The sequence below is a fragment of the Stutzerimonas sp. LR2 genome (genome assembly GCF_055755175.1).
In genome coordinates this window covers 1,339,937-1,366,076 of record NZ_JBVTRR010000001.1, presented here as the reverse complement: position 1 = coordinate 1,366,076, position 26,140 = coordinate 1,339,937, and the positions used below count along the sequence as shown (strand labels likewise).

The 26,140-nt window shown below is 66.0% G+C and carries 22 protein-coding genes and 2 tRNA genes; 8 read left to right on the top strand and 16 right to left on the bottom strand.

Annotation, left to right across the window (positions count from 1 at the left end; genetic code table 11):
- The first annotated feature begins 2 nt into the window (after positions 1–2).
- Positions 3–83: transfer RNA gene (locus ACVRRC_RS06275), tRNA-Leu, on the top strand.
- A 118-nt stretch (positions 84–201) separates the two neighbouring features.
- Positions 202–288, top strand: a tRNA-Leu gene (locus tag ACVRRC_RS06270).
- Positions 289–428: 140 nt separating this feature from the next.
- Here ACVRRC_RS06270 and ACVRRC_RS06265 read toward each other — a convergent pair.
- The 11 genes from ACVRRC_RS06265 to ACVRRC_RS06215 all read right to left on the bottom strand — a co-directional run bounded on the left by ACVRRC_RS06265 (position 429) and on the right by ACVRRC_RS06215 (position 13,398).
- The gene (locus ACVRRC_RS06265) at positions 429–1,724 is read right to left on the bottom strand and encodes an adenylosuccinate synthase (protein ID WP_472996753.1); all 1,296 of its coding nucleotides are present in this window, start codon (positions 1,722–1,724) and stop codon (positions 429–431) included.
- A 90-nt stretch (positions 1,725–1,814) separates the two neighbouring features.
- The gene (locus ACVRRC_RS06260) at positions 1,815–3,002 is read right to left on the bottom strand and encodes an ATP phosphoribosyltransferase regulatory subunit (RefSeq protein WP_045159700.1); all 1,188 of its coding nucleotides are present in this window, start codon (positions 3,000–3,002) and stop codon (positions 1,815–1,817) included.
- 284 nt (positions 3,003–3,286) lie between these two features.
- The gene (gene hflC / locus ACVRRC_RS06255) at positions 3,287–4,153 is read right to left on the bottom strand and encodes a protease modulator HflC (RefSeq protein WP_011914681.1); all 867 of its coding nucleotides are present in this window, start codon (positions 4,151–4,153) and stop codon (positions 3,287–3,289) included.
- Positions 4,153–5,331, bottom strand: coding sequence for an FtsH protease activity modulator HflK (gene hflK, locus ACVRRC_RS06250; protein ID WP_011914682.1), 1,179 nt, complete (start codon positions 5,329–5,331; stop codon positions 4,153–4,155). The genes hflC and hflK overlap by 1 nt, the downstream gene beginning before the upstream one ends.
- 98 nt (positions 5,332–5,429) lie before the next feature.
- Positions 5,430–6,731, bottom strand: coding sequence for a ribosome rescue GTPase HflX (gene hflX, locus ACVRRC_RS06245; RefSeq protein ID WP_041755784.1), 1,302 nt, complete (start codon positions 6,729–6,731; stop codon positions 5,430–5,432).
- Between the two features lie 11 nt (positions 6,732–6,742).
- Positions 6,743–6,997: an RNA chaperone Hfq gene (hfq, locus tag ACVRRC_RS06240; protein WP_003283098.1), complete on the bottom strand. Its 255-nt coding sequence runs from the start codon at positions 6,995–6,997 to the stop codon at positions 6,743–6,745.
- A gap of 92 nt (positions 6,998–7,089) precedes the next feature.
- The gene (miaA, locus tag ACVRRC_RS06235; protein ID WP_472996752.1) at positions 7,090–8,061 is read right to left on the bottom strand and encodes a tRNA (adenosine(37)-N6)-dimethylallyltransferase MiaA; all 972 of its coding nucleotides are present in this window, start codon (positions 8,059–8,061) and stop codon (positions 7,090–7,092) included.
- 81 nt (positions 8,062–8,142) lie between these two features.
- A complete protein-coding gene (gene mutL, locus ACVRRC_RS06230; RefSeq protein ID WP_068506191.1) occupies positions 8,143–10,020 on the bottom strand; it encodes a DNA mismatch repair endonuclease MutL in 1,878 nt (625 codons plus the stop codon).
- On the bottom strand, positions 10,017–11,432 hold the full coding sequence (locus ACVRRC_RS06225) for an N-acetylmuramoyl-L-alanine amidase (RefSeq protein ID WP_019405350.1): 1,416 nt from the start codon (positions 11,430–11,432) through the stop codon (positions 10,017–10,019). Before ACVRRC_RS06225 ends, mutL begins: the two co-directional genes overlap by 4 nt.
- A 17-nt stretch (positions 11,433–11,449) precedes the next feature.
- Positions 11,450–11,920, bottom strand: coding sequence for a tRNA (adenosine(37)-N6)-threonylcarbamoyltransferase complex ATPase subunit type 1 TsaE (tsaE, locus tag ACVRRC_RS06220; protein WP_011914687.1), 471 nt, complete (start codon positions 11,918–11,920; stop codon positions 11,450–11,452).
- Positions 11,908–13,398, bottom strand: a complete 1,491-nt coding sequence (locus ACVRRC_RS06215; protein WP_472996751.1) for an NAD(P)H-hydrate dehydratase — start codon at positions 13,396–13,398, stop codon at positions 11,908–11,910. Before ACVRRC_RS06215 ends, tsaE begins: the two co-directional genes overlap by 13 nt.
- A 73-nt stretch (positions 13,399–13,471) precedes the next feature.
- Here ACVRRC_RS06215 and queG point away from each other — a divergent pair, with 73 nt between their 5' ends.
- The gene (gene queG, locus ACVRRC_RS06210; protein WP_125886048.1) at positions 13,472–14,545 is read left to right on the top strand and encodes a tRNA epoxyqueuosine(34) reductase QueG; all 1,074 of its coding nucleotides are present in this window, start codon (positions 13,472–13,474) and stop codon (positions 14,543–14,545) included.
- Between the two features lie 9 nt (positions 14,546–14,554).
- Here the strand turns inward: queG and ftsH are convergent, their stop codons facing one another.
- The 4 genes from ftsH to mpl all read right to left on the bottom strand — a co-directional run bounded on the left by ftsH (position 14,555) and on the right by mpl (position 18,813).
- Complete coding sequence (gene ftsH / locus ACVRRC_RS06205; protein ID WP_125460230.1) at positions 14,555–16,396, bottom strand: ATP-dependent zinc metalloprotease FtsH; 1,842 nt, start codon at positions 16,394–16,396, stop codon at positions 14,555–14,557.
- Positions 16,397–16,489: 93 nt separating this feature from the next.
- Positions 16,490–16,780 carry a YceK/YidQ family lipoprotein gene (locus ACVRRC_RS06200; RefSeq protein WP_049339137.1) on the bottom strand — a complete coding sequence of 97 codons (291 nt, stop codon included), beginning with the start codon at positions 16,778–16,780 and terminating at the stop codon, positions 16,490–16,492.
- Position 16,781: 1 nt separating this feature from the next.
- Complete coding sequence (ubiX, locus tag ACVRRC_RS06195) at positions 16,782–17,411, bottom strand: flavin prenyltransferase UbiX (RefSeq protein WP_270067377.1); 630 nt, start codon at positions 17,409–17,411, stop codon at positions 16,782–16,784.
- Positions 17,412–17,463: 52 nt separating this feature from the next.
- Positions 17,464–18,813, bottom strand: coding sequence for a UDP-N-acetylmuramate:L-alanyl-gamma-D-glutamyl-meso-diaminopimelate ligase (gene mpl / locus ACVRRC_RS06190; protein WP_019405355.1), 1,350 nt, complete (start codon positions 18,811–18,813; stop codon positions 17,464–17,466).
- 190 nt (positions 18,814–19,003) lie between these two features.
- On the opposite strand from mpl, the gene exaC reads away from it, so the two are divergent.
- From exaC to eutC, 5 genes are all read left to right on the top strand, one after another.
- Complete coding sequence (gene exaC, locus ACVRRC_RS06185) at positions 19,004–20,524, top strand: acetaldehyde dehydrogenase ExaC (protein ID WP_011914694.1); 1,521 nt, start codon at positions 19,004–19,006, stop codon at positions 20,522–20,524.
- A gap of 199 nt (positions 20,525–20,723) precedes the next feature.
- On the top strand, positions 20,724–22,172 hold the full coding sequence (gene eat, locus ACVRRC_RS06180) for an ethanolamine permease (protein WP_472996750.1): 1,449 nt from the start codon (positions 20,724–20,726) through the stop codon (positions 22,170–22,172).
- Positions 22,173–22,183: 11 nt separating this feature from the next.
- Complete coding sequence (locus tag ACVRRC_RS06175) at positions 22,184–23,575, top strand: ethanolamine ammonia-lyase subunit EutB (protein WP_192475412.1); 1,392 nt, start codon at positions 22,184–22,186, stop codon at positions 23,573–23,575.
- Entirely contained in the window at positions 23,572–23,700 is a 129-nt protein-coding gene (locus ACVRRC_RS06170; protein WP_019405358.1) for a hypothetical protein, read from the top strand. Before ACVRRC_RS06175 ends, ACVRRC_RS06170 begins: the two co-directional genes overlap by 4 nt.
- A complete protein-coding gene (eutC, locus tag ACVRRC_RS06165) occupies positions 23,697–24,479 on the top strand; it encodes an ethanolamine ammonia-lyase subunit EutC (protein WP_017246063.1) in 783 nt (260 codons plus the stop codon). Before ACVRRC_RS06170 ends, eutC begins: the two co-directional genes overlap by 4 nt.
- A 6-nt stretch (positions 24,480–24,485) precedes the next feature.
- Here eutC and ACVRRC_RS06160 read toward each other — a convergent pair whose 3' ends face one another.
- Entirely contained in the window at positions 24,486–26,057 is a 1,572-nt protein-coding gene (locus tag ACVRRC_RS06160) for an alkaline phosphatase D family protein (protein ID WP_472996749.1), read from the bottom strand.
- Between the last annotated feature and the right edge of the window lie 83 nt (positions 26,058–26,140).

Sequence of the window (26,140 nt, the reverse complement as noted above, 5' to 3'; positions counted from 1 at the left end):
AGGTGGCGGAATTGGTAGACGCACTAGGTTCAGGTCCTAGCGGTGGCAACACCGTGGAAGTTCGAGTCTTCTCCTGGGCACCACTCTTCAAATGAAACCCGCATCATTGATGCGTGTCTCAGGCAGTAACGAAGATTGCCGACTTCGGCCGATGTGAATCGGCAAAATGGCAAAAAAGTCGGTGAGCAATCATCGCAATGTGCCCAGGTGGCGGAATTGGTAGACGCACTAGGTTCAGGTCCTAGCGGTGGCAACACCGTGGAAGTTCGAGTCTTCTCCTGGGCACCACTCTTCAAGAAAAAACCGAGCCCCTGGCTCGGTTTTTTCGTTTCAGCCCGATAAAAATCCCCATCGCCCCAGACTCGCGCTGTCGCCAGCTCCAGACAGCAAAAGACCGCCCGAAGGCGGTCTTTCTACCATGCGCGCTATCAGGCGTACGGATGACGCAACACGATGGTCTCGTTGCGGTCCGGACCGGTGGAGATGATATCCACTGGCGCCTCGATCAGCTCTTCCAGTCGCTTGATGTAGGCGCGAGCATTGGCCGGCAGCTCGTCAAGACTCTTGGCGCCAACGGTCGACTCGCTCCAACCCGGCATGTCCTCGTACACCGGCTGCAGACCGTCGTAGCTGTCGGCATCGGTCGGTGCATCGACCAACACTTCGCCATTGCGATCCTTGTAGCCGACGCAGATGCGGATGGTCTCCAGCCCGTCGAGCACGTCGAGCTTGGTCAGGCAGATCCCGGAGATGCTGTTGATCTCGATCGCACGGCGCAGGATGACGGCATCGAACCAGCCGCAACGACGCGCACGCCCGGTGGTCGAGCCGAACTCATGACCACGCTCGGCCAGGCGGGCGCCGACGTCATCGAACAGCTCGGTGGGGAACGGACCGGAGCCCACACGAGTGGTGTAGGCCTTGGTGATGCCGAGGATGTAGTCCAGATACAGCGGACCGAAGCCGGAACCGGTCGCCGTGCCGCCAGCCGTTGTGCTGGAGCTGGTCACGTACGGATAGGTGCCGTGGTCGATGTCCAGCAGCGAGCCCTGCGCACCTTCGAACATAATGCAGGCACCCTGCTTGCGCAGCTCGTGCAGACGGGCGGTGACATCGGTGATCAGCGGCTTGAGGATTTCCGCGTAGCCGAGGGCCTCGTCGAGAGTCTTCTGGAAATCAACCGGCTCGACCTTGTAGAAGTTCTGCAGCACGAAGTTGTGGAAGTCCAGCAGTTCGCGCAGCTTGACCGTGAAGCGCTCCGGATTGAACAGGTCACCGATGCGCAAGCCGCGACGCGCCACCTTGTCCTCGTAGGCCGGACCGATGCCGCGGCCGGTGGTGCCGATCTTGCCTTCCGAGCGCGACGCCTCACGGGCCTGGTCCAGCGCCACATGGTAGGGCAGGATCAGGGTGCAGGACGGGCTGATGCGCAGGCGCTCGCGCACCGGCACACCCTTCTCTTCCAGCTTGGTGATTTCCCGCAGCAGCGCATCGGGCGCGACCACTACGCCATTGCCGATCAGGCACTGCACGTTGTCACGCAGGATGCCGGACGGGATCAGGTGCAGCACGGTCTTCTCACCGTCGATGACCAGGGTATGACCGGCATTGTGGCCGCCCTGGTAACGCACGACCGCAGCCGCCTGATCGGTCAGCAGATCGACGATCTTGCCCTTGCCCTCATCACCCCACTGGGTGCCCAGGACCACGACATTCTTACCCATAACCCTTTGTCCTCTTCGGCGAAGCATGCCGGCCGCAACCGGCGATAATCGAAACCTGGCCGGCGCCGCGAGCATGCGGCGCCATAGCCATCAGGACGCCAGCGAAGCCACCGTCCAGATACCATTACTCAACTGCAGCTGCCGATCACAGCCCAACTGCGCGGCATCGGCTTGCGACTGGCCGTCCAGCGCCTGCACTACGCGCTCACCCTGGCGGCGCAGATCGCGAATCGCCCCCCAGAGGCCGGACTCGTCGCCGTATGGCGCCCAGATTCCGGCAACCGGCGTGGTCAGATCGGCGTTACCCAGACCGACCAGCGTTTTCAGATCGGTGGAGAAGCCTGTCGCCGGGCGCGCACGCCCGAAATCGGCACCGATGTCGTCGTACCGCCCGCCCTGGGCGATCGACTGCCCCACGCCCGGCACGAACGCGGCGAACACCATTCCAGTATGGTAGTGATAGCCACGCAATTCGCCCAAATCGAAGTACAGCGGCACCTGCGGATAGCGCAGCGCGAGCTGGTCGGCCACCGTCGCCAGGGTTTCCAGCGCCGCCTGTACGTCAGCGGGCGCAGCGGCCAGCGCATGCCGAGCGTCGTCGAGCGTCTCGCGCCCACCACACAGACGCGCCAGCGCGCGGAGCATCGAGGCGAGGGCCGGATCAAGCGCCGCGGTCAACTGCTCGATCTCGTCCATGGCCTTGCGCTGCAGCGCGTCGAACAGGCGCTGCTCGGCCTCGCCACTCAGTGCGGCAGCCTTTGCCAGGCCGCGATAGATGCCTACGTGACCGAGGTCCATGTGCACGTCGGGCACATCGGCCAGCTCGAGCATTTCCAGCATCAGGCTGATGACCTCGAGATCGCTTGATGCAGACGCATCACCGTACAGTTCTGCACCGAGCTGAATGGGGCTGCGCGAGGTGGAAAGCGCCTGCGGCTTGGCATGCAGCACGCTGCCGGCATAGCAGAGCCGGCTCGGCCCTTCACGACGCAGGGTATGCGCATCGACGCGAGCCACCTGAGGGGTGATATCGGCACGCAGCCCCATCTGACGGCCGGAGAGCGGATCGATGACCTTGAAGGTGCGCAGGTCCAGGTCCTGCCCGGAACCGGTGAGCAATGACTCGAGGAATTCCACGTGCGGGGTGATGACCAGCTCGTAGCCCCAGCGCTGGAACAGATCCAGCACGCGCCGACGCGCCGTTTCGATACGCGCCGCCTCTGGCGGCAGCACCTCTTCGATGCCATCTGGCAAGAGCCAGCGGTCTACCGTTGCCATTCGCGAAATCACCTCTCGTTCCGGTAAGCCCAGACGAAAACCGCGGCAGCAGCCTCAGCTGGCCTCCGGTCGCGTGCAGTTGTGTTCGAACCATGGCATCCGAGCCATGCCCCTGAGGGGTCGGCATGACCACCGCATGCCTGGGATAGCCTGCGACCTCAAGGGCACAGACGCAAAAAAGCCGGGATTTTCCCGGCTGGCGGATCATAGCAACCTTTTCCCCATGGGTCACCCGGCGACACGCGCGTGCCGCCGGAGAACCCCGGGCAAATGGCCGTGAAACGCTACTTGTTGCTCTGCAGATAGCGGAAGAAGTCGCTCTTCGGATCGAGCACCAGCACATCTTCCTTGCTGGAGAAGCTCTCACGGTAGGCCTGCAGGCTACGATGGAACGCGTAGAACTCCTGATCCTGCCCGTACGCGGCGGCATAGATCGCAGCAGCCCTGGCATCACCATCACCACGCAGCTCTTCCGCCTCGCGGAAGGCCTCGGCCAGCAGCACCCGGCGCTGACGATCGGCGTCGGCACGAATACCTTCGGCCAGCTCCTTACCCTTTGCGCGATGCTCGCGAGCCTCGCGTTCACGCTCGGAACTCATCCGCTCGAACACGCTGCGGTTGACCTCGCGGGGTAGATCGATGCCCTTGACGCGCACATCCACCACCTCGATACCAAGCTCCTGCTGAGCGGCGCGATTGAGACTGGTGGTGACCTGCGCCATCAGCTCGTCACGCTGGCCGGAGACCGACTCGTGCAGGGTGCGCTTACCGAACTGGTCACGCAGCGCCGCCTCGAGACGACGCGCCAGACGCTCATCGGCAATCTGCTTCATCCCCGACGTCGCGGTATAGAAACGCTCGGCATCGTCCACACGCCACTTGGCATAGGAGTCGACCATCAGCGCCTTCTTCTCCAGCGTCAGGAAGCGTGACGTGGTGGTATCCAGCGTCAGCAGTCGCGCATCGAACTTGCGCACCGAGTTCACGTACGGAATCTTCATGTGCAGCCCCGGCTTCACGTCAGGCTCGACGATCCGGCCGAAGCGCAGCAGCACGGCGCGCTCGGTCTGGGAAACGATGTAGAAGCTGTTCCACAGAACGATGGCCAGCACCACACCGACGATCAGGGCGGTAAGGGATTTATTGCTCATCAGCGACTCTCCCTCGTACGAACTTCACGCGGATCCAGCTCCGGCGGCAGACGAGTGCCCTGGGTTGCCGCCGCACCCGACGCCACTCCGGCAGGTGCCGGCGTGCTTGCGCCACGGCTGTTGATCATCTTGTCCAGCGGCAGATAGAGCAGATTCTGCCCACCATCGCCACTCACCATGACCTTGCTGGTATTGCTCATGACTTCCTGCATGGTTTCCAGATACAGACGCTCGCGCGTGACTTCCGGTGCCTTGCGGTACTCGGCGACCAGCTTGCTGAAGCGGTCGGCCTCACCCGTCGCCCGTGAAATCACCGCATCGCGGTAACCGCTGGCCTCTTCCAGCATGCGCTGGGCCTGACCACGAGCCTCGGGGATCACGCCGTTGGCGTAGGACTCGGCCTGGTTCTTCTCGCGCTGCTCGTCTTCCCGCGCCCGGATCACGTCATCGAACGCTTCCTGCACTTCACGCGGCGCCGCAGCACTCTGGATGTTGACCTGGGTGACGACGATGCCGGTGCCGTAGTTGTCGAGGAAGCGCTGCAGGCGCTCCTTGACCTCGCCAGCCATGACCTCACGACCCTCGGTGAGCACCTGATCCATGGCAGTGGAGCCCACGACGTGGCGCACGGCACTGTCGGTGGCGTGCTGCAGGCTGATTTCAGGCTGATCGACGCTCAGCACGAAGGACTGCAGATTGCTGATCTTGTACTGAACGGTCAGCGGCACCTCGATGATGTTCTCATCCTCGGTGAGCATCTGCCCCTGCTTGCTGTACGAGCGCTCGCGCGTCACGTTCTCCTGGAACTTGCGGTCGATCGGCGGGAAGTAGATGTTCAGGCCCGGCCCCACCGTCTCGTGATACTTGCCGAAGCGCAGCACCACGGCCTGCTCCTGCTCGTCGACGATATAGATGGCGTTGAACAGCCACACGGCCAGCAGCACCACCAGCGCCACCCAGACAAGGCCGAAACCGCCGCGCTTGCCGGAGCCACCAAAGTTGCCGCCACCACGTTTCTTGCCGCCGAACATGCCGTTCAGGCTGTCCTGCAGCTTGCGGAAAGCCTCATCGAGATCCGGTGGCCCCTTCTGGTCGCCACCGCCGCCACGACGGCCGCCGCCACCACTGCCCCAGGGATCCTGGTTGTTCGAGTTGCCACCCGGCTCATTCCAAGCCATAGCGCTCTCCATTCAAATAAAGCTAAAGACGCGCCCACGGCGCGCCCGCCAATGCTACAGAAAGCCCCGAACGACCGGCAAAATTGCCGATCGAGGCTTTATTGCAAAGTGTGTTGCTCGATGAACTCGTCCACCCGCAACCCTTCGCGGCTGATCAAGCGATTCAGTTCGACCCGCGGCAAGCGAACTTCCAGCAGGCTGCCACCCTCCTCGTCGTGCGTCTCGCGCTGCACAGCACCCAGCTCGAAGAACTGCGCACGCAAGCGCCCCAGCCTCTGCGGCAGGCACAACGTGCCGACGAAGAGATCATCACCGAGCAGCTCGGCGACGGCCTGACGCAGCAGGTCCAGCCCCAGACCGTCACGGGCGGACACCCAGACGCGCTGCGGCTTGCCATCGGCATCGCGCTGTATCTGCGGCTCGATACCCTCGAGAAGGTCGAGCTTGTTGTACACCTCGAGCATCGGCAGCTCGTTGGCGCCGATCTCGCCAAGCACCGCGAGCACCTGCTCGATCTGCTGATCACGTTCAGGCTCGTGAGCATCGATCACGTGCAGCAGGAGGTCGGCGTTGCTGGACTCTTCCAGCGTCGCCCGGAACGATTCCACCAGCTTGTGCGGCAGATGACGGATGAAGCCCACCGTGTCGGCCAGGATCACCGGCCCGACATCCTCGAGCTCGAGGCGGCGCAGCGTGGGATCGAGCGTGGCGAACAGCTGATTGGCGGCGTAGACCTCGGATTCGGTCAGAGCATTGAATAGCGTGGATTTGCCGGCGTTGGTGTAGCCCACCAGCGACACGGAAGGAATGTCCGCACGACGCCGGCCACGACGGGCCTGCTCGCGCTGGCCACGGACCTTTTCCAGACGCTGCTTGATCTGCCGGATGCGCACGCGCAGCAGGCGACGGTCGGTCTCCAGCTGGGTTTCACCCGGCCCCCGCAGGCCGATACCGCCCTTCTGCCGTTCGAGGTGGGTCCAGCCGCGAACCAGCCGCGTGCTCATGTGTTCGAGCTGCGCCAGTTCGACCTGCAGCTTGCCCTCGTGGGTACGCGCCCGCTGGGCGAAGATGTCCAGAATCAGGCCGGTGCGATCGAGCACACGGCATTCGAGCGCGCGCTCGAGGTTGCGCTCCTGGCTGGGGGTCAGCGTGTGATTGAAGATCACCAGCTCGGCCTCGCCTTCCTTGACGAGGTCATGCAGCTCCTCGACCTTGCCGCTGCCGATCAGGAACTTGGCGGAGGGCTGGTGGCGGGAAACATTGACGAAGCCAACCGTTTCCGCCCCCGCCGAACGCGCCAGCTCCTGGAACTCCTGAGGGTCCTCGCGCGCCGCGGGATCCTGGCCGTCCAGGTGCACCAGGATAGCCCGCTCACCGCCACCGGGACGTTCGAAGAACAAAGAAACCTACCTCAGTCGTTACCCGACTCGGATTGCTCGGCATCGCCAGCGGTCGGCAGACGCACGGGGCGGCCCGGAACCACGGTGGAAATGGCGTGCTTGTACACCATCTGGCTTACGGTGTTTTTCAGAAGGATGACGAATTGGTCGAAGGATTCGATCTGGCCCTGCAGTTTGATGCCGTTGACCAGATAGATGGAAACCGGGACGCGTTCCTTACGCAGTGTGTTGAGGTAAGGGTCTTGTAGCGAATGCCCTTTTGACATGTGCCGCACTCCTTAGAGGATCTGTTTTCATTAGTGTTCTAAACGTACAACCGACGATCCACTTGTTGAGAATAGACGGTCAATTAGCAGTGTCAGCTCAATATGGAGAGCGATTGCAGGTATTTCAATGCGCGCGGCAGATTGTCGCAGGACAAACTGTCCAGCCAGTGAACCTCCCCCCAGCTTCGCAACCAGGTGAACTGACGCTTGGCCAGTTGCCGGGTGGCGATGATGCCGCGCTCCACCATTTCCTCGCGAGTCGATGAGCCGTCCAGGTATTCCCACACCTGACGATAGCCAACCGCGCGAATGGATGGCATGCCGAGGTGCAGGTCGCCACGAGACCGCAAGGCTTCGACCTCTTCGACGAAGCCCTGTTCAACCATGTGCCGGAAACGTCTCTCGATGCGCTCGTGCAGGATGTGGCGTTGCGCGGGAGCGATACACAGTTGCGCGACAGTATAAGGCAAGACGCCGGAGCCTGGCGCGTCTGGGCCGGCTTTTTGCGACCTTTGTCGGGCGCGATGCTCGCTCATGGTCAAGCCGCTGACACGATGGACCTCCAGCGCGCGCACCAGCCGCTGCGGATCGTTGGGATGAATGCGTGCAGCCGACTCCGGGTCCACCTGCGCCAGCCGGTCGTGCAGCACCTGCCGCCCCTCGCTTGCTGCCAGGGCTTCGAGTTCCGCGCGCACCGAAGCATCAGCCGCCGGCATGTCCGCCAACCCTTCCTGCAACGCCTTGAAATACAACATAGTTCCGCCGACCAGTAACGGAATGCGGCCGGCGGCGGTGATCTCCGCCATGGCCGCCAGCGCATCGCTGCTGAACTCGGCAGCCGAGTAGCTCTCAGCCGGATCGAGGATGTCCACCAGGCGGTGCGGGAACTGCGCCAGTACGTCGGCAGAGGGCTTCGCCGTGCCGATGTCCATGCCACGGTAGACCAGCGCCGAGTCGACGCTGATCAGTTCGCAGGGAAGCACGCGCGCCAGCTCCAGCGCCAGGTCAGTCTTGCCCGAGGCGGTGGGACCCATGAGAAAGATGGCGGGAGGCAGAGAAGACATCGGCGGGCTCGGCAGGCGTGGCCGCATAGTTTCCAGTGGCAGGCGGCAGGTCGCAAGCACGGCCTGCCGCCCGGAGCCGGGTCAGCGGCCGCGCAGGAACAGCTTGTCCAGATCGTCCATGCCCAGCTGCGTCCAGGTCGGGCGGCCGTGGTTGCACTGCCCACTACGCTCGGTGTGCTCCATGTCGCGCAGCAAGGCATTCATCTCCGGCAGCGTCAGGCGGCGGTTGGCACGTACCGCGCCGTGGCAGGCCATGGTCGCCAGCAACTCGTTGAGGTGTGCCTGGATGCGGTCGCTGGTGCCGTACTCCAGCAGATCGGCAAGTACGTCACGCACCAGCTGGGTGGCCTCGGCCTGCTTGAGCAACGAAGGAATCTGACGGATCGCCAGGGTTTCCGGACCGAGGCGCTGCAACTCGAAGCCGAGCATCTGGAACCACTGCGCGTGCTCTTCCGCGCAATCGGCCTCGCGCTGGCTGAGTGCAATGGACTCGGGCACCAGCAGCGGCTGGCCGCGCAGCCCTTCGCTGGCCATGGCAGTCTTCAGCCGCTCGTAGGTGATGCGTTCGTGGGCGGCATGCATGTCCACCAGGACCATGCCCTGGGCATTCTCGGCGAGGATATAGACCCCCTTGAGCTGCGCCAGCGCGTAACCCAGTGGCGGCACGTCATCCTGGCTGGCCGGCAGCGGCGCCGCGGCGCTTTCGGGCAGCGGAGTGAAAAACTCGCGGTAGGCGCCCTGGGCCTCGGCGGTATAGCCGGCCGACGCCGGGCGTGGCGCCTGATAGCCCGCCCCCGCACCCCGCCAGGCGGATGTCTCGCCTTGCGGCCGCTCGAGCACGCTGGCCGACAGGCTCATCTCGTTCTGTCCGGCGAACTCGCCGGCAGCCAGTCCGGACACCTGGGTCATCGGCGCTACGCTCGCCGGCGCGGCCAGCTGGTCCTCGGGACGCACATCGCCCAGCGCGCGGTGCAGCGTGCCGTAGAGGAAGTCATGGACCATACGGCTGTCGCGGAAACGCACCTCATGCTTGGTGGGATGCACATTGACGTCCACCACCGCCGGATCGACGTCGAGGAACAGCACGAAGGTCGGATGCCGGCCGTTGAACAGCACGTCGCGATAGGCCTGGCGCACCGCATGGGCGACCAGCTTGTCGCGCACCATGCGCCCGTTGACGTAGAAGTACTGCAGGTCCGCCTGACTGCGCGAGAAGGTCGGCAGTCCGACCCAACCCCAGAGCCGCAGCCCGTTGCGTTCGATCTCGATGGGCAGCGCCTGCTCCAGGAAGGCCGGCCCGCATACCGCAGCGACGCGCCGCGCACGGGCGCTGTCGTCGTTGGCCTGATGCAACGCCAGCACGCCCTTGCCGTTGTGGCGCAGATGGAAGGCCACATCGAATCGCGCCAGCGCCAGGCGCTTGATGACCTCCTGCAGGTGGTCGAATTCGGTCTTCTCGGTGCGCAGGAACTTGCGCCGTGCCGGCGTGTTGAAAAACAGATCACGCACTTCCACCGAAGTGCCCACCGGGTGAGCCGCCGGCTGCACTCGCGCTTCCATTTCGCGCCCCTCGGTTTCCACCTGCCAGGCCTCGCTGGCATCGGCGGTACGCGAGGTCAGCGTCAGACGCGAGACGGAGCTGATCGAGGCCAGCGCTTCGCCGCGAAAGCCCAGGCTCATGACTCGCTCGAGATCTTCCAGATCGCGGATCTTGCTGGTGGCATGGCGGGCCAGGGCCAGCGGAAGGTCGTCCGGCGGTATACCGCAGCCGTCGTCGCGAACCCGCAACAGCTTGACCCCGCCCTGCTCGACGTCCACCTCGATACGACCGGCGCCGGAGTCCAGGCTGTTCTCCAGCAGCTCCTTGATCACCGAGGCCGGGCGTTCGACCACCTCGCCAGCGGCGATCTGGTTCGCCAGCCGCGGGCTGAGCAGCTGGATGCGTGGCGCTTGCGTCATGGCTGGGACGCCAGGGTGGTAGCGGGAATGTTCAGCGTCTGGCCGATCTTGATCACATCGTTGCTCAGGTTGTTGGCACTGCGCAGCGAGGCCAGGCTGACCTGATAACGCTGGGCAAGCAGCGCCAGGCTTTCGCCCGAGCGCACGACATGCTCGCGCGGGCCGGCGGCGATCTTGCCGGAATCACGCAGCCAGGCAACGTAGGTCCCCGGCGGCGGATTCTCGTGGAAGAACTGCCGCACGCCACTGTGAATGGAGCGCGCCAGCGCCTGTTGATGGCTGGACGTCTGCAGTTTCTTGGCTTCCGACGGATTGGAGATGAAGCCGGTCTCGACCAGGATCGAGGGGATGTCCGGCGATTTCAGCACCATGAAGCCGGCCTGCTCGACGCGCCGCTTGTGCAGCGGCGTGATGCGCCCCATGTTGCTGAGCACCTTCTGCCCGACGTTCAAACTGGACGACAGCGAGGCGGTCATCGACAAATCCAGCAGTACGCCGGCGAGCATCTGATCCTTGTCGCCGAGGCTGACGTTGCCGGCACCACCGATGAGGTCGGAGCGGTTTTCGCTGTCGGCCAGCCAGCGGGCGGTTTCCGAGGTGGCGCCGCGGTCCGACAGGGCGAACACCGAGGCGCCGTACGCTGCCGAGCGCGGCGCGGCATCGGCATGGATCGAAACGAACAGGTCGGCGCCCTTCTTGCGGGCGATCTCGGTCCGTTTGCGCAGCGGAATGAAGTAGTCGCCGGTGCGCACCAGTTCGGCGCGGAAGCCTTTCTCGGCGTTGATCTGGCGTTGCAGCTCCTTGGAAATCTGCAGCACCACGTGCTTCTCGTAGACCTTGCCGGGACCGATGGCGCCCGGGTCTTCGCCGCCGTGGCCGGCGTCGATGGCGATCACGATGTCACGCTTGCCACCCGAGGTGGCCGGCAGCTTCACCGCCGGCAGGGTCGGCGAGACCGGAGCAGCCGGGGTGGACGGCGTGGCGGTCGCCGGCGGCTGGGTGGCGGCACGGGCCGCAGTGGCCTGGTCGAACAGATCGACCACCAGACGGTGTCCATACTGCTGGTTGGGCGCCAGGCTGAAGCTCTTCGGCGAAACGGGTGCATGCAGGTCGACCACCACGCGCAGCGTGTTGGCATCGTGCTGACCGGCGCGCAGGGAGGCGACCGGCGTGTTCTGCAGAGCGAGCTTGTCGAGCTCGGCCTTCAACGTCGCGCCAGTGACGTCGATGACCAGCCGGTCGGGTGCGGTGAGGGTGAAGATCTTGTGTTCGACCGGCCCTGACAGGTCGAACACCAGGCGGGTGTTGTCCGGCGCACGCCACAGACGCACGCTCTGCACATCGCTGGCAGCAAACAGGTCCGTCGCCATCAGCGACAGCACCAGGCCAACAACCAGGGTGCGAATGCGCATCCCCAAACCCATGTTATTCATAGCTCTCCGTCGGTCAGGGCGACACACCAGGCTTCGCCCCGCGCGGTATGGGGCGACAGGCGCAGCGTTCGGCCGGCCTCATGCGGCGTAATGGTAATGTCCATGTCGGCCTTTGGCAAAATGCCGGCCCCGCGCTCCGGCCACTCGATCAGGCACAGCGCGTTGCCCTCGAAATAATCGCGGATGCCGAGAAACTCCAGCTCTTCGGGATCGACCAGACGATACAGATCGAAATGGAACACCTGGACCTCGCCCAGTTCGTAGGGCTCGACCAGCGTGAAGGTCGGGCTCTTGACCTTGCCCTCGTGGCCGAAACCACGGATCAGGCCGCGTGACAGCGTGGTCTTGCCGGCGCCGAGGTCGCCATGCAGATAGATGACGCCCCGACCGCCGGTCACCCGGGCAATGCGCGCGCCCAGTGCGAGCATCGCCGCCTCGTCCCCGGCATACAGATTCACTTCAGGCATGGCGACTGCTCCTCGAACAACTGACGAATCACCGGAATCAGATCACTGGCGGCCAGGCCGCGACCCAGCGGGCCAAGGCGCTCACCGGCGGCGGCGTGCAGCCAGGCGCCCAGGCAAGCCGCCTCGAACGGCGCCAGCTGCTGCGCCAGCAAGGCACCGAGCACTCCGGCCAGCACGTCGCCGAGCCCGGCACTGGCCATCGCCGGATGGCCGCGATCGCACAGGGCCAGCCGGCCATCCGGCGCCGCGACCAGCGTGCCGGCCCCCTTGAGCAACGCGACGCACCCATAACGCTGCGCCAGCGCCCGCGCCGCCGCCGGGCGATCGGCCTGCACCTCGCCGACCGAGCACTTCAGCAGTCTCGCTGCCTCGCCCGGATGCGGCGTGATCAGGCAGCCGGACGGCAATTCGACGGCACCGGTAGCGAGCAGGTTCAACGCATCGGCATCCCAGACCTGCGGCTGCTCGCGCTGCGCAGCCGCGGAAATCAGGCTACGCCCCCACGGCGCCTGGCCGAGGCCGGGACCGACCACCAGCACATCGGCACGTTCCAGCAGCGCCGTCAGACTGTAGGTGGACTCGACGCCATTGCACATGACCTCCGGCCGGCGCACCAGCGAAGCGCTGACGTGCTCCGGGCGGGTCGCCAGCGTCACCATGCCGGCCCCACAGCGCAGCGCCGCCTCGGCGCTGAGCAGCGCGGCGCCGCCGGTACCAAGATCGCCGCCGATCACCAGCACCTGGCCGAAACTGCCCTTGTGCGAGGTCGGCGAACGAGGTGCGACCCGCGCCAGCGAGCCGTGGTCGAGGCGCACGGCCTCGCTGGCCACCTGCGCGACGATTCCCGGGTCGGCCTGCAGGTCGTCGAACACCAGCGCGCCGACGCGATCCGGGCCGTCGGCGGTGAACAGGCCGAGCTTGAGGCCAATGAACGTCACGCTGAGATCGGCGCGCACTGTTTGCCCCAGCACCTGACCGGTGTTGGCGCACAGCCCGCTGGGCAGGTCGATTGCCAGCACCGGACGGCCGCTGGCGTTGATCGCCGCGATCGCGCTCGCATAGGGCTCGCGCACCGCGCCGGTCAGACCGGTGCCGAGCAGCGCATCCACCAGCACGCCCTGCAGCGGCGCCTCCGCTCGCCAGGGTTCGATGGGCACTCCGCAATCTCGCGCTTCGGCGCAGGCCAGCGCCGCGTCGCCCTGCAGCGTTTGCGGATCGCCCACCGCCAGCACCCGTACCTGCCAGCCAGCGCGCTGCGCCAGCGCCGCCAGCAGGTAGCCATCGCCGGCGTTGTTGCCGCGCCCCGCGAGCACGGTGACAGCACCTGCATCGGGCCAGCGCCGGCGCAGCGCGCGCCAGGCGGCATGGGCGGCACGCTGCATCAGTTCGAAACCGGACGTACCGGCGGCAATCAGGCGCGCATCGAGTTCGCGCACCTGGGTGGCGTTGTACAGGGCGACGGGCAGGGAATCGGTCATCGGTGCAGGGATCATCGCGGCGGAATGTCTGGCAGAATTATACGCACCCGCTCACTTCCCGCCGCAGTCTCCGATGTCCAGCTCCGCTCTCGATCCCGTCGTACTCGCCGACTCCATCAAGGAGTGGGGCCGCGAGCTCGGCTTCCAGCAGGTGGGGATCACCGGCGTCGACCTTGGCGAGCACGAGGCGCACCTCGAGGCCTGGCTCCAGGCGGGCTATCAGGGCGAGATGGACTACATGGCCGCCCACGGCAGCAAACGCTCGCGGCCGGACGAACTGGTGCCCGGCACGCTGCGCGTCATCTCGCTGCGCATGGACTACCTGCCGGGCGACACCCGCATGAGCCAGCAGCTGGCCGACCCGGAGAAGGCCTATGTGTCGCGCTATGCCCTGGGCCGGGATTACCACAAGCTGATCCGCAAGCGCCTGCAGCAGCTGGCCGAGCGCATTCAGCAGGTGGTCGGTCCGTTCGGTTTCCGCGCCTTCGTCGACAGCGCGCCGGTGCTGGAGAAGGCCGCCGGCCAGCAGGCCGGGCTCGGCTGGATCGGCAAGAACACCCTGCTGCTCAACCGCAAGGCCGGCAGCTGGTTCTTTCTCGGCGAGCTATTCATCGACATCGCGCTGCCGGTCGACGAGCCGGTGACCCGCGATCACTGCGGCAGCTGCCACGCCTGCCTGGACATCTGCCCCACCGAGGCGTTCGTCGGTGAACGGCTGCTGGACGCGCGGCGCTGCATTTCCTACCTCACCATCGAGCTGAAGGGGCCGATCCCGGTCGAGCTGCGCGACAAGATCGGCAACCGCGTATTCGGTTGCGACGATTGCCAGATCGTCTGCCCCTGGAACCGCTTCGCACGCCCCACCGAGCAGAGCGACTTTCAGCCGCGCCATAGCCTGGACAACGCTGAACTGGCGACCCTGTTCCGCTGGACGGAAGAGGAGTTTCTCAACCGCACCGAGGGCTCGCCGCTACGCCGCGCCGGCTACGAACGCTGGCTACGTAATCTCGCGGTGGGCCTGGGCAATGCGCCGTCGAGCATCCCGGTGCTGGAAGCGCTTCAGGCGCGCCGCGACGATCCGTCGGAGCTGGTGCGCGAGCATGTGGAGTGGGCCCTGGCCCAGCACGCCAGTCGCGCACCAGCCTGAAACACCCGGCTAGGGCGCCGGGAGCGCCGCGGTGTCGGGCGCGGCGGCGCTCAGTTGGCGCAGCCCCTCGGCATCCAGCGTTTCCTGTTGCAGCAACTGCCGGGCGCAGCGCTCGAGCAGCTCGCGCCGTGCCTCGAGCAACGACAGGCTGCGCTGGAAGGCCGCCTGCACCAGCTCCTGCACTTCCTCGTCAATGGCCGTAGCGGTGCTTTCGGCGTAGTCGTGCTGCGGCTTGAGGCCGAGCAACGCTTCGTTGCCGAGAAAGGCGTTGGGCTCACGTTCCAGCGCCAGATGGCCGAGGCGCGTGGACATGCCGTAACGGGTGACCATGGCGCGGGCGATGTCGGTGACCTTGGCCAGGTCGTCCGCCGCGCCGGTGGACAGATGGGCGAACACCAGCCACTCCGCCGCGCGGCCGCCGAGCAGTACGGCCATCTTGTTTTCCAGCTCCTCGCGGGTCATCAGGAAGCGATCCTCGGTGGGCCGCTGGATGGTGTAGCCCAGCGCGCCCATGCCGCGCGGGATGATCGACACCTTGTGCACCGGATCGACGCCCGGCAGCGCCATGGCCACCAGCGCATGGCCCATCTCGTGGTAGGCGACGATCTCGCGCTCGCGCGGGTTGAGCAGGCGGTTGCGCTTCTCCAGCCCGGCGATGATGCGTTCGATGGCCGCGGTGAAGTCCTGCATCGCCACCGCCTCGGCGTTGCGCCGGGTCGCCAGCAGCGTCGCCTCGTTGACCAGGTTGGCCAGGTCGGCGCCGGTGAAGCCCGGGGTCAGCGCGGCGATGGCCTGGGGATCGACATCGGTGCCCAGCCGCGACTTCTTCAGGTGCACGTTGAGAATCTGCACCCGTCCGACCTTGTCCGGCCGGTCCACCAGCACCTGGCGGTCGAAACGGCCGGCGCGCAGCAGCGCCGGGTCGAGGATCTCGGGGCGGTTGGTGGCCGCCAGCAGGACGAGCCCGCTGGAGGTGTCGAAGCCGTCCATCTCCACCAGCAGCTGGTTGAGCGTCTGCTCCTTCTCGTCATGCCCGCCGGACAGGGGGCCGGCACCGCGGGCACGGCCGAGGGCGTCCAGTTCGTCGATGAAGATGATCGCCGGTGCCTGCGCCCGCGCCTGCTCGAACAGATCGCGCACCCGCGCCGCGCCGACACCGACGAACAGCTCGACGAACTCGGAGCCGGAAATGGAGAAGAATGGCACCTTCGCCTCGCCCGCCACGGCGCGAGCCAGCAGCGTCTTGCCGGTGCCCGGCGGGCCGACCAGCAGCACGCCCTTGGGCATGCGCCCGCCGAGGCGGCCGTAGGTTTGCGGGTCGCGCAGGAACTCGATGATTTCCTTGAGCTCGTCCTTGGCCTCGTCCACGCCGGCAACATCAGCGAAGCTCACCTTCATGTCGGTCTCGACGTAGACCCGCGCCTTGCTCTTGCCGATCTGCATCATGCCGCCGCCACCCAGGCCGCTGCCGATGCGCTTGAGCAGGAACAGCCAGATGCCGAAGAACATCGCCGCCGGGATGATCCACGACAGCAGGTCGCGCACCAGCGTGCTTTCCACCTTGCCGGTGTAGCGTACCGGGTACTGCTGCAGATGCTCGGCCAGCTGTGGCTCGACGCGGTTGGTGATGAAACGACGCTGACCACCGGCCAGGGGCTCCTTGAGCCGGCCTTCGATGCGCCGGTCCGTGATGGCCAGTTCATCTATGCGCCCTTCCTTGAGGTGCTGCTCGAACTCGCTGTAGGGGATGGTCGCCACCTCCTGCTGCGCCGACAGCAGGTACTGGAGGCCGAGAAACACCAGGATGGCGATCATCCAGTAGTTGAAATGGAACTGAGCGCGGTCTTTCACACCGTTTCTCCTTGTGGCGCGGACCCGTCAACTATGCCTGTGCGGCCGCGAGCTTGCCTGGACCCAGATCAGTTATGCCGCGGTTGCCGGCAATCAGAGCCCGCCGCGTACACCGAGCCCGACGCCCAGCTCCGCCGCGACGGCGAAGGGCAGCAACAGCGTGTCCAGCAAGGCGCTGGCCGGCAGATCGAGCGCGGCATACTTGGGCGCCACGGCACCGAAGCGATCCAGTGGGCAGCAGCCACCGTTGAGGCTGTACCAGTCCAGACGCGTGCCGGAATAGATGATCGGCGCACCGGGCTTGGCCGCGTCCAGCGTGCGCACCGTGGCGCAGCCACCCAGCACGCTCAGCGTCGTCAGTACCAGCAGCGCCCGACCGATCATCTCAGTCGTCGCTGACGATATGGTGCTCGCCCCAGCGCGGCAGCATGTCCTGGGGAATGTTGAGCAGGTTGAGGATGCGCGCGACGACGAAATCCACCAGGTCGTCGATGCTTTGCGGCTGGTGATAGAAGCCGGGCGAGGCCGGCAGGATCACCGCGCCCAGATTCGACAGCTTGAGCATGTTTTCCAGATGAATGCTCGAATAGGGCGCCTCGCGTGGCACCAGAATCAGCTGGCGGCGTTCCTTGAGGGCGACGTCGGCGGCGCGTTCGATCAGGTTGTTGCAGGCGCCGGTGGCGATTGCCGACAGCGTGCCGGTGGAACAGGGCACCACCACCATCGCCGTCGGTGCGCCGGAGCCGGACGCCGGCGGGGCCATCCAATCCTCCTTGGCGAACACACGGATCTGCCCGGCGGCGGCACCGGTGTACTCGGAGAGGAAGGCCTGCATGGCCTGCGGCTTGGCCGGCAGCACCACGTCGGTCTCGGTGGCCATCACCAGTTGCGCGGCCTTGGAAATCAGGAAGTGCACCTCGCGGTCTTCCTGGATCAGGCAATCGAGCAGGCGCAGACCGTACTGCGCGCCGGAGGCGCCGGTCATGGCCAAGGTGATGCGTTCCGGTCCGCTCATTCAATTTGCTCCTGATGCCATTCGCATGGAAATGCCTGCGGCGATTTCCACCCTACGCCAGTGCGGCGGCCAATTGGCCGTGCAACCCACCGAAACCGCCATTGCTCATCACCACCACCTGGGTGCCCGGCACGGCATCGGCTTTCACTTTGGCAATGATCGCCTCCAGCGAATCGCAGACCGTGGTCGGCACCGGCGAGCCGGCGACGGTCGCGGCGAGATCCCAGCCAAGGTTGGCCGGTGCGTACCAGATCGCCTGATCGGCCAGCGCCACCGACTCGGCCAGGCCCTCGCGGTGCGCGCCGAGCTTCATCGAGTTCGAACGCGGCTCGACGACCGCGATGATCGGCGTATCGCCGACGCGCTTGCGCAGGCCGTCGAGGGTGGTGGCGATGGCGGTCGGGTGATGGGCGAAGTCGTCATAGATGGTCACGCCATTGACCTCGGCGACCTTCTCCATGCGCCGCTTGACGCTACGGAATTCGCTCAGCGCCTCGGCGCCCTGCTTCGGCAGCACGCCGACATGCCGTGCCGCCGCCAGTGTCGCCAGCGCATTGTTGACGTTGTGCCGGCCGGTCAGCTCCCACTCCACCACGCCCTGCACCTCGCCATCGAAGATCACCTCGAAGCGCGAACCGTCCTCGCTGAGCAACCTGGCCTGCCACTGGCCACCCTCACCGGTGGTCTGCACCGGCGTCCAGCAGCCCATGCCGATGACGCGCTTGAGCGCCGTTTCCGACTCGGGATGGATGATCAACCCCTCGCCTGGCACGGTGCGCACCAGATGATGGAACTGCCGCTCGATGGCGGCGAGATCCGGGAAGATATCCGCATGATCGAACTCCAGATTATTCAGGATCGCGGTGCGCGGGCGGTAGTGGACGAATTTGCTGCGCTTGTCGAAGAAGGCGCTGTCGTACTCGTCGGCCTCCACCACGAAGAACGGCGTACCGCCGAGCCGTGCGGAGATGCCGAAGTTCTGCGGCACGCCACCGATCAGAAAGCCCGGGCTCATGCCGGCATGTTCCAGCACCCAGGCCAGCATGCTGCTGGTGGTGGTCTTGCCATGGGTGCCGGCCGCCGCCAGTACCCAGCGACCCTGCAGCACGTGATCGGCCAGCCATTGCGGGCCGGAGACATAGGGCAGCCCCTTGTTCAGCACGTATTCCACTGCCGGGTTGCCACGCGACATGGCGTTGCCCACCACCACCAGATCGGGTGCCGGTTCCAGATGCGCCGGCTCGTAGCCCTGCATCAGCTCGATACCCTGAGCCTCGAGCTGCGTGCTCATCGGCGGATAGACGTTGGCATCGGAGCCGGTGACGCGATGGCCGAGTTCCTTGGCCAGCACCGCGAGCGAACCCATGAAGGTGCCGCAGATGCCGAGAATATGGATATGCATGGATGACCTCTGAAAGACGCCGCGCCAGACGGCATGGCCGCGCATTCGACGCTGGAAAACTGCGGCGCAGATTAGCACAGGGTCCGCTGCGGGGACGGTCGCACCGCACGTCGCCTCGCCTGCCGACGAACGGAGCCTGTTCTACGCTGAAAGACAGCAGTCATCACAATTACAAGACCGGAGACTCATCATGCGTTACGCCCATCCCGGCAGCGAAGGCGCTGTCGTTTCCTTCAAATCCCGCTACGGCAACTACATCAACGGCCAGTTCGTCGAGCCGGCCGGCGGTCAGTATTTCACCAACCTTTCCCCGGTCAACGGTCAGCCCATCGCCGAGTTTCCGCGCTCCGACGCCGCCGACATCGAGAAGGCCCTGGACGCCGCCCATGCCGCCGCCGATGCCTGGGGCAAGACCAGCGTGCAGGCGCGCTCGCTGATCCTGTTGCAGATCGCCGACCGCATCGAGCAGAACCTGGAGATGCTCGCCATCACCGAGACCTGGGACAATGGCAAGGCGGTGCGCGAGACGCTCAACGCCGATATCCCGCTGGCCGCCGACCACTTCCGCTACTTCGCCGGTTGCATCCGCGCCCAGGAAGGCACCAGCGCCGAGATCGACGAACACACCGCGGCCTACCATTTCCACGAGCCGCTGGGCGTGGTGGGGCAGATCATCCCGTGGAACTTCCCGATTCTGATGGCCGCCTGGAAGCTCGCCCCGGCGTTGGCCGCCGGCAACTGCGTGGTGCTCAAACCGGCCGAGCAGACCCCACTGGGCATCAACGTGCTGCTCGAATGCATCGGCGACCTGCTGCCGCCGGGGGTGCTCAACGTGGTGCACGGCTACGGCCGGGAAGCCGGCGAAGCACTGGCCTCGAGCAAGCGCATCGCCAAGATCGCCTTCACCGGCTCCACCCCGGTGGGCTCGCACATCATGAAGCGCGCCGCCGAGCACATCATCCCGAGCACCGTGGAGCTGGGCGGCAAGAGCCCGAACATCTACTTCGAGGACATCATGCAGGCCGAACCGGCCTTCATCGAGAAGGCCGCCGAAGGGCTGGTGCTGGGCTTCTTCAACCAGGGCGAGGTGTGCACCTGCCCGTCCCGCGCACTGGTGCAGGAGTCGATCTACGCGCCGTTCATGGAAGCGGTGATGAAGAAGGTCGCGCAGATCAAGCGCGGCGACCCGCTGGACACCGACACCATGGTTGGCGCCCAGGCCAGCCAGCAGCAGTTCGACAAGATCATGTCCTACCTGAAGATCGCCCAGGAAGAAGGCGCCGAAGTGCTCACCGGCGGGGCGGCTGAGAAACTCGAAGGCTCGCTCGCCACCGGCTATTACATCCAGCCGACCCTGCTCAAGGGCACCAACAAGATGCGCGTGTTCCAGGAGGAGATCTTCGGCCCGGTGATCGGCGTCACCACCTTCAAGGACGAGGCCGAGGCGCTGGCCATCGCCAACGACACCGAGTACGGCCTCGGCGCCGGCGTCTGGACCCGCGACATCAACCGCGCCTACCGCATGGGCCGGGCGATCAAGGCCGGCCGTGTCTGGACCAACTGCTACCACCTCTACCCGGCGCACGCGGCGTTCGGTGGTTACAAGAAGTCGGGCGTCGGTCGCGAGACGCACAAGATGATCCTCGACAGCTATCAGCAGACCAAGAACCTGCTGGTGAGCTACGACATCAATCCGCTGGGCTTCTTCTGATGGGCTGAGCGCGGTGGGCTTCGGCTCACCGCGCGTTCGAACAAGACGCCTGCCGGGCTCCGCCGTGGTGCTGTGGAGCCCGCAAAAGGTGCGTTCCTGCCGACATCCACCGACAAAACACCGGGAATCCCGTATTCCGGTGCCGGGGCATGACGCTTGCTAGGGAGAGAGGTGCCAACCCGTCCAAGAGGATTCCCCCATGGCTCTCGAACACAGCAGTTCAACGCCACCGCACCACGCAATCGATTTCGAAACCGTTGGCAGTAGCTATTTCCAGGAACGCGAACTGAAGAAAGGCGCCGCCGGCTGGGTGCTGCTGGTCGGCCTTGGCGTCGCCTACGTGATTTCCGGCGACTACGCCGGCTGGAACTTCGGCCTCGCCCAGGGCGGCTGGGGCGGGCTGTTCATCGCCACGCTGCTGATGGCGACCATGTACCTGTGCATGTGCTTCTCGCTGGCCGAGCTGTCGTCGATGGTCCCGACCGCGGGCGGCGGCTATGGTTTTGCCCGCACCGCCTTCGGCCCATTGGGCGGCTTTCTCACCGGCACGGCGATCCTCATCGAATACGCCATCGCGCCGGCGGCGATCGCCGTGTTCATCGGCGCCTATTGCGAGTCACTGTTCGGCATCGGCGGCTGGATGATCTATCTGGCCTTCTACATCGTCTTCATCGGCATCCATATCTTCGGCGTCGGCGAGGCGCTGAAGCTGATGTTCATCATCACCGCGGTCGCCGCCCTTGCCCTGGCGGTGTTCATCGTCGCCATGGTGCCGCACTTCTCGGTGGACAAGCTGCTCGATATCGCGCCGACCACCGCTGCCGGTGCCAGCAACTTCCTGCCCTACGGCTATGTCGGCATCTGGGCGGCGATTCCCTACGCGATCTGGTTCTTCCTCGCCGTCGAAGGCGTGCCGCTGGCTGCCGAGGAAACCAAGAACCCGCAGCGCGACATGCCCCGCGGGCTGATCGGCGCCATGCTGATCCTGGTCGCCTTCGCCGGCCTGATCTTGCTGGTCGGCCCTGGCGGCGCCGGTTCCAGCACCCTGGTGGCATCCGGCAACCCGCTGGTGGAAGCGCTGACCACGGCCTACGGTTCGTCCACCTGGATGAGCGGCTTCGTCAACCTGGTCGGCCTGGCCGGGCTGATCGCTAGCTTCTTCTCGATCATCTTCGCCTACTCGCGGCAGATCTTTGCCCTGTCGCGGGCCGGCTACCTGCCGCGCAACCTCTCGCTGACCAACAAGAACAAGGCGCCGGTGCTGGCCCTGGTGATCCCCGGTGTGATCGGCTTCCTGCTCTCGCTGACCGGCCAGGGCGACCTGCTGATCCTCGTCGCGGTGTTCGGCGCGACCATCTCCTACGTGTTGATGATGGCTTCGCACATCGTGCTGCGCCTGCGCCGGCCGGATCTGCATCGCCCGTACAGGACACCCGGCGGCATCGCCACCTCGGGCGTGGCGCTGGTACTGGCCTGCATCGCGGTCATCGCGGGCTTCCTGGTCGATCCGCGGGTGGTGATCGGCGCCGCGATCATCTACGGGATCTTCATCGCCTATTTCGCGATCTACAGTCGACACCATCTGGTGGCCGGCACGCCGGAAGAGGAATTCGCGGCGATAGAGCAGGCCGAGGCGACACTCAAGTAGGGAGAGCAGCCATGACGTACTCGCACAGCGTGGGCGGCACCACCTGGCGCTTCGACGATCTGCGCGAGGTGATGGCCAAGGCCAGCCCGGCGCGCTCCGGCGACCTGCTCGCCGGGGTCGCGGCGGGCAGCGACGCCGAGCGAGTGGCGGCGCAGATGTGCCTGGCCGATGTGCCGCTCAGGCGTTTTCTCGAAGAAGCACTGATCCCCTACGAACGCGATGAGGTCACCCGGCTGATCATCGACAGCCATGACGCCGCCGCCTTCGCGCCGATCAGCCACCTGACCGTTGGCGATTTCCGCAACTGGCTGCTCGGCGAGGAGGCGGACGAGTCGTCGCTGAAAGCCCTCGCACCGGGGCTGACGCCGGAGATGGTCGCCGCGGTGTCGAAGATCATGCGCGTGCAGGACCTGATCCTCGTCGCGCAGAAGGTCCGCGTCGTCACCCGCTTTCGCAACAGCATCGGCCTGGCCGGACGCATGTCCACCCGGCTGCAGCCGAACCATCCCACCGACGACGGCGCCGGCATCGCCGCGAGCATTCTCGACGGCCTGCTCTACGGCAACGGCGACGCGGTGATCGGCATCAACCCGGCCACCGACAGCACCGCCGGCATCTGCGAGCTGCTGAAGATGCTCGACGCGGTGATAAGCCGCTACGAGATCCCGACCCAGGGTTGCATCCTCACCCATGTCACCACCTCCATCGAGGCGATCAACCGCGGCGCGCCGCTGGACCTGGTGTTCCAGTCCATCGCCGGCACCGAGGCGGCCAACGCCAGCTTCGGCATCAACCTGGCAACGCTGCAGGAAGGCTACGAGGCCGGCCTGTCGCAGAAGCGCGGCACCCTGGGCGACAACCTCATGTATTTCGAGACCGGCCAGGGCAGCGCGCTGTCGGCCAACGCCCATCACGGCGTCGATCAGCAGACCTGCGAAGCCCGCGCCTACGCCGTCGCGCGCCGCTACAAGCCGCTGCTGGTGAACACCGTGGTCGGCTTCATCGGCCCGGAATACCTCTACAACGGCAAGCAGATCATCCGCGCCGGGCTGGAGGACCACTTCTGCGGCAAGCTGCTCGGCGTGCCCATGGGTTGCGACATCTGCTACACCAACCACGCCGAAGCCGACCAGGACGACATGGACATGCTGTTGACCCTGCTCGGCACGGCGGGCATCAACTTCATCATGGGCATCCCGGGCTCGGACGACGTGATGCTCAACTACCAGACCACCTCCTTCCACGACGCCCTCTACGTGCGTCAGGTGCTCGGCCTGCGGCCCGCCCCGGAATTCGAGGAATGGCTGGCGAAGATGCAGATCCTCCGGCAGGACGGCAATCGCCTGCAGCTCGGCCGTGACTTGCCCGAAGCCTTCCGCCGGGCGCTGGAGCAGCAGGCATGAGATGCCAGGGCAAATCCGGCAGCGGCCTCGACCGCACAGTGGCCGCGCACGGCTTCGCCGACGAGGCCGCCGCCATGAGCGTCCGACGCCTGGGCCTGCGTATCGACTATCGGGAGCCGCAATGAACCACATCCCCAATCCCTGGCAGCACCTGCGCCAGCTGACCCCGGCGCGCATCGCCCTCGGCCGTGCCGGCACCAGTCTGCCGACGGTGGCGCAACTGGATTTCCAATTCGCCCACGCGCAGGCCCGTGATGCCGTGCACCTGCCGCTGGACTGCGCCGCGCTGACCGCCGAACTGGACAAGCACGGCCTCGCCTGCCTGCCGCTACACAGCGCCGCCAGCGACCGCCAGACCTATCTGCAACGCCCTGACCTCGGCCGACGCCTCGACGAAACCAGCGCCGCCACGCTCGACGCCGAGGCCGGCGACGGCTGCGACCTGGCGCTGGTGATCGCCGATGGCCTCTCGGCCCTGGCCGTGCAGCGTCATGCGGCACCCATGGCACTGAAGATCGCCGAACAATGCCAGGCCGAAGGCTGGTCCCTCGGTCCCGTCGCGCTGGTGGAACAGGGCCGCGTGGCGGTGGCCGACGAGATCGGTCAGCGCCTCAAGGCGCGCATGGTGGTGATCCTGCTCGGGGAGCGACCGGGCCTCAGCTCGCCGGACAGCCTGGGCCTTTACTTCACCTGGGCACCGCAGGTCGGCCGGCACGATGCGCAGCGCAACTGCATCTCCAACATCCGCCCCGAGGGGCTGAGCTACAACCTGGCCGCGCACCGCCTGCTCTATCTGATGCGCGAAGCCAGCCGCCGACAGCTCTCCGGCGTCCAGCTCAAGGACGAAGCCGACGTGCCGGCGCTGGACGGTCAGCCGCGCGCCGGCAACTTCCTGCTCGGCTAGCCGGTATCAGGCCGGCTGCCAGGGCTCCAGCGCCTGGCTGTAGACCACCGCGCCGTCGATGTCGCGCAGGCTCACGCTCAGCGCACCGCTCTGCGCGTCGATCTCCACCTCACCGAAGAACTGGAAGCCTGCCCGCGGCGAGCTGTTCGCCGTCGGCGGCGCCTTCTGGAACACCACTTCCGGGCCGAAGGTGCCGTCCAGCGGATTAGGCCCGAAGCTGCCTGCGTTCAAAGGGCCTGCGACGAACTCCCAGAACGGCTCGAACTGCTGGAAAGCGGCGCGGTTGGGGTGGTAGTGGTGCGCGGCGCAATAGTGCACATCGGCGGTCAGCCAGACGGTGTTGCGCACCCGCGCACGCTGGATGAAGGCGAGAAGCTCGGCGATTTCCAGCTCGCGACCGAGCGCCTGACCGTCGTCACCGTTGGCGATCGCCTCCCAGCGACGCATGCCCTGGGCATCCACGCCGTCCGGCACATGCAGGCCGATGGGCATGTCGGCGGCGATCACTTTCCAGGTCGCCCGCGAGGCGCGCAGCTCGCGTTTGAGCCAGCGCAACTGCTCACGGCCGAGGAAAGCCGTCTGCGCGCCCTGCTCGCTCTGCAGATTATCGGTGTTCGGCCCGCGGTAGCTGCGCATGTCCAGCACGAATACATCCAGCAACGGCCCGTAGCTGACCTTGCGATAGATGCGCCCGAGCTTGTCGCCGCGGGCCACGCGCATCGGCGCGTATTCCAGGTAGGCCTGACGCGCACGGCGGACCAGGGTGTCGATGTCGCGAACCTGCCGGTAGCGGTCGTCGAGCTCCTTGCTCGGCGACCAGTTGTTGGTCACCTCGTGATCGTCCCACTGCCAGATCTGCGGTACCTCGGCATTGAAGGCCCGCAGGTTCTCGTCCAGCAGGTTGTAGCGGTAGTTGCCGCGAAACTCGTGCAGCGTCTCGGCAACCTTGCTCTTCTCTTCGGTGACCAGGTTGCGCCAGATGCTGCCGTCCTCGGCGGTCACTTCGGCGGGAATCGGCCCGTCGGCATAGATCACGTCGCCGCTGTGCAGGAAAAAGTCCGGCCGCCGCCGACGCATGCTTTCGTAGATGCGCATGCCGCCGAAGTCCGGGTTGATACCGTAGCCCTGGCCGCAGGTGTCGCCGCCCCAGACGAAGCGGATATCGCGCGGGCGCTTCGCGGCGCTGCGCAGGTGGCCGAACCAGGGCTCACTGAGCACGCCGCTGCGGGCATCCTCGAAACGTGCCCGGTAGAAGATCGACTGATCCGCCGGCAGCCCACGCAGGTCGACGCGGGCGGTGAAGTCCCGACCAGCATCGGTTACGGAGGACACCATGCGCCGCGGGTTGCCGAAGCGGCTGCGCGTATCCCACTCGACGATCAACCGGCCAGGGCGGTCGCAGCGGCTCCAGATCAGCGCGCGATCGTCCGTCACGTCGCCGGACTGCACGCCGTCAAGCATCTGCGGGCGCGCCCGCGGCGCGGCGATGATGGCGGGCGCGGCGCCCAGGACCGGCAGGGCGAGGCCGGCGCCGATACCCTGCAGCAGTTGGCGGCGCTTTTGATCCGGTGCGGTCATTTCGGAAGTCTCCTGGCGAGTGGGGGTCATTCCGATGTACCCGTCCCGCTTGACAGTCCCGTGACGCGCCGACCGACGGCACG

What these genes read in the sequence shown, in the direction of transcription:
- ACVRRC_RS06265 (WP_472996753.1), bottom strand. Translation starts at nt 1,724, where the DNA reads ATGGGTAAGAATGTCGTGGTCCTGGGCACCCAGTGGGGTGATGAGGGC.
- ACVRRC_RS06260 (WP_045159700.1), bottom strand. Translation starts at nt 3,002, where the DNA reads ATGGCAACGGTAGACCGCTGGCTCTTGCCAGATGGCATCGAAGAGGTG.
- hflC (WP_011914681.1), bottom strand. Translation starts at nt 4,153, where the DNA reads ATGAGCAATAAATCCCTTACCGCCCTGATCGTCGGTGTGGTGCTGGCC.
- hflK (WP_011914682.1), bottom strand. Translation starts at nt 5,331, where the DNA reads ATGGCTTGGAATGAGCCGGGTGGCAACTCGAACAACCAGGATCCCTGG.
- hfq (WP_003283098.1), bottom strand. Translation starts at nt 6,997, where the DNA reads ATGTCAAAAGGGCATTCGCTACAAGACCCTTACCTCAACACACTGCGT.
- miaA (WP_472996752.1), bottom strand. Translation starts at nt 8,061, where the DNA reads ATGTCTTCTCTGCCTCCCGCCATCTTTCTCATGGGTCCCACCGCCTCG.
- mutL (WP_068506191.1), bottom strand. Translation starts at nt 10,020, where the DNA reads ATGACGCAAGCGCCACGCATCCAGCTGCTCAGCCCGCGGCTGGCGAAC.
- ACVRRC_RS06225 (WP_019405350.1), bottom strand. Translation starts at nt 11,432, where the DNA reads ATGCGCATTCGCACCCTGGTTGTTGGCCTGGTGCTGTCGCTGATGGCG.
- tsaE (WP_011914687.1), bottom strand. Translation starts at nt 11,920, where the DNA reads ATGCCTGAAGTGAATCTGTATGCCGGGGACGAGGCGGCGATGCTCGCA.
- ACVRRC_RS06215 (WP_472996751.1), bottom strand. Translation starts at nt 13,398, where the DNA reads ATGACCGATTCCCTGCCCGTCGCCCTGTACAACGCCACCCAGGTGCGC.
- queG (WP_125886048.1), top strand. Translation starts at nt 13,472, where the DNA reads ATGTCCAGCTCCGCTCTCGATCCCGTCGTACTCGCCGACTCCATCAAG.
- ACVRRC_RS06200 (WP_049339137.1), bottom strand. Translation starts at nt 16,780, where the DNA reads ATGATCGGTCGGGCGCTGCTGGTACTGACGACGCTGAGCGTGCTGGGT.
- ubiX (WP_270067377.1), bottom strand. Translation starts at nt 17,411, where the DNA reads ATGAGCGGACCGGAACGCATCACCTTGGCCATGACCGGCGCCTCCGGC.
- mpl (WP_019405355.1), bottom strand. Translation starts at nt 18,813, where the DNA reads ATGCATATCCATATTCTCGGCATCTGCGGCACCTTCATGGGTTCGCTC.
- exaC (WP_011914694.1), top strand. Translation starts at nt 19,004, where the DNA reads ATGCGTTACGCCCATCCCGGCAGCGAAGGCGCTGTCGTTTCCTTCAAA.
- eat (WP_472996750.1), top strand. Translation starts at nt 20,724, where the DNA reads ATGGCTCTCGAACACAGCAGTTCAACGCCACCGCACCACGCAATCGAT.
- ACVRRC_RS06175 (WP_192475412.1), top strand. Translation starts at nt 22,184, where the DNA reads ATGACGTACTCGCACAGCGTGGGCGGCACCACCTGGCGCTTCGACGAT.
- ACVRRC_RS06170 (WP_019405358.1), top strand. Translation starts at nt 23,572, where the DNA reads ATGAGATGCCAGGGCAAATCCGGCAGCGGCCTCGACCGCACAGTGGCC.
- eutC (WP_017246063.1), top strand. Translation starts at nt 23,697, where the DNA reads ATGAACCACATCCCCAATCCCTGGCAGCACCTGCGCCAGCTGACCCCG.
- ACVRRC_RS06160 (WP_472996749.1), bottom strand. Translation starts at nt 26,057, where the DNA reads ATGACCGCACCGGATCAAAAGCGCCGCCAACTGCTGCAGGGTATCGGC.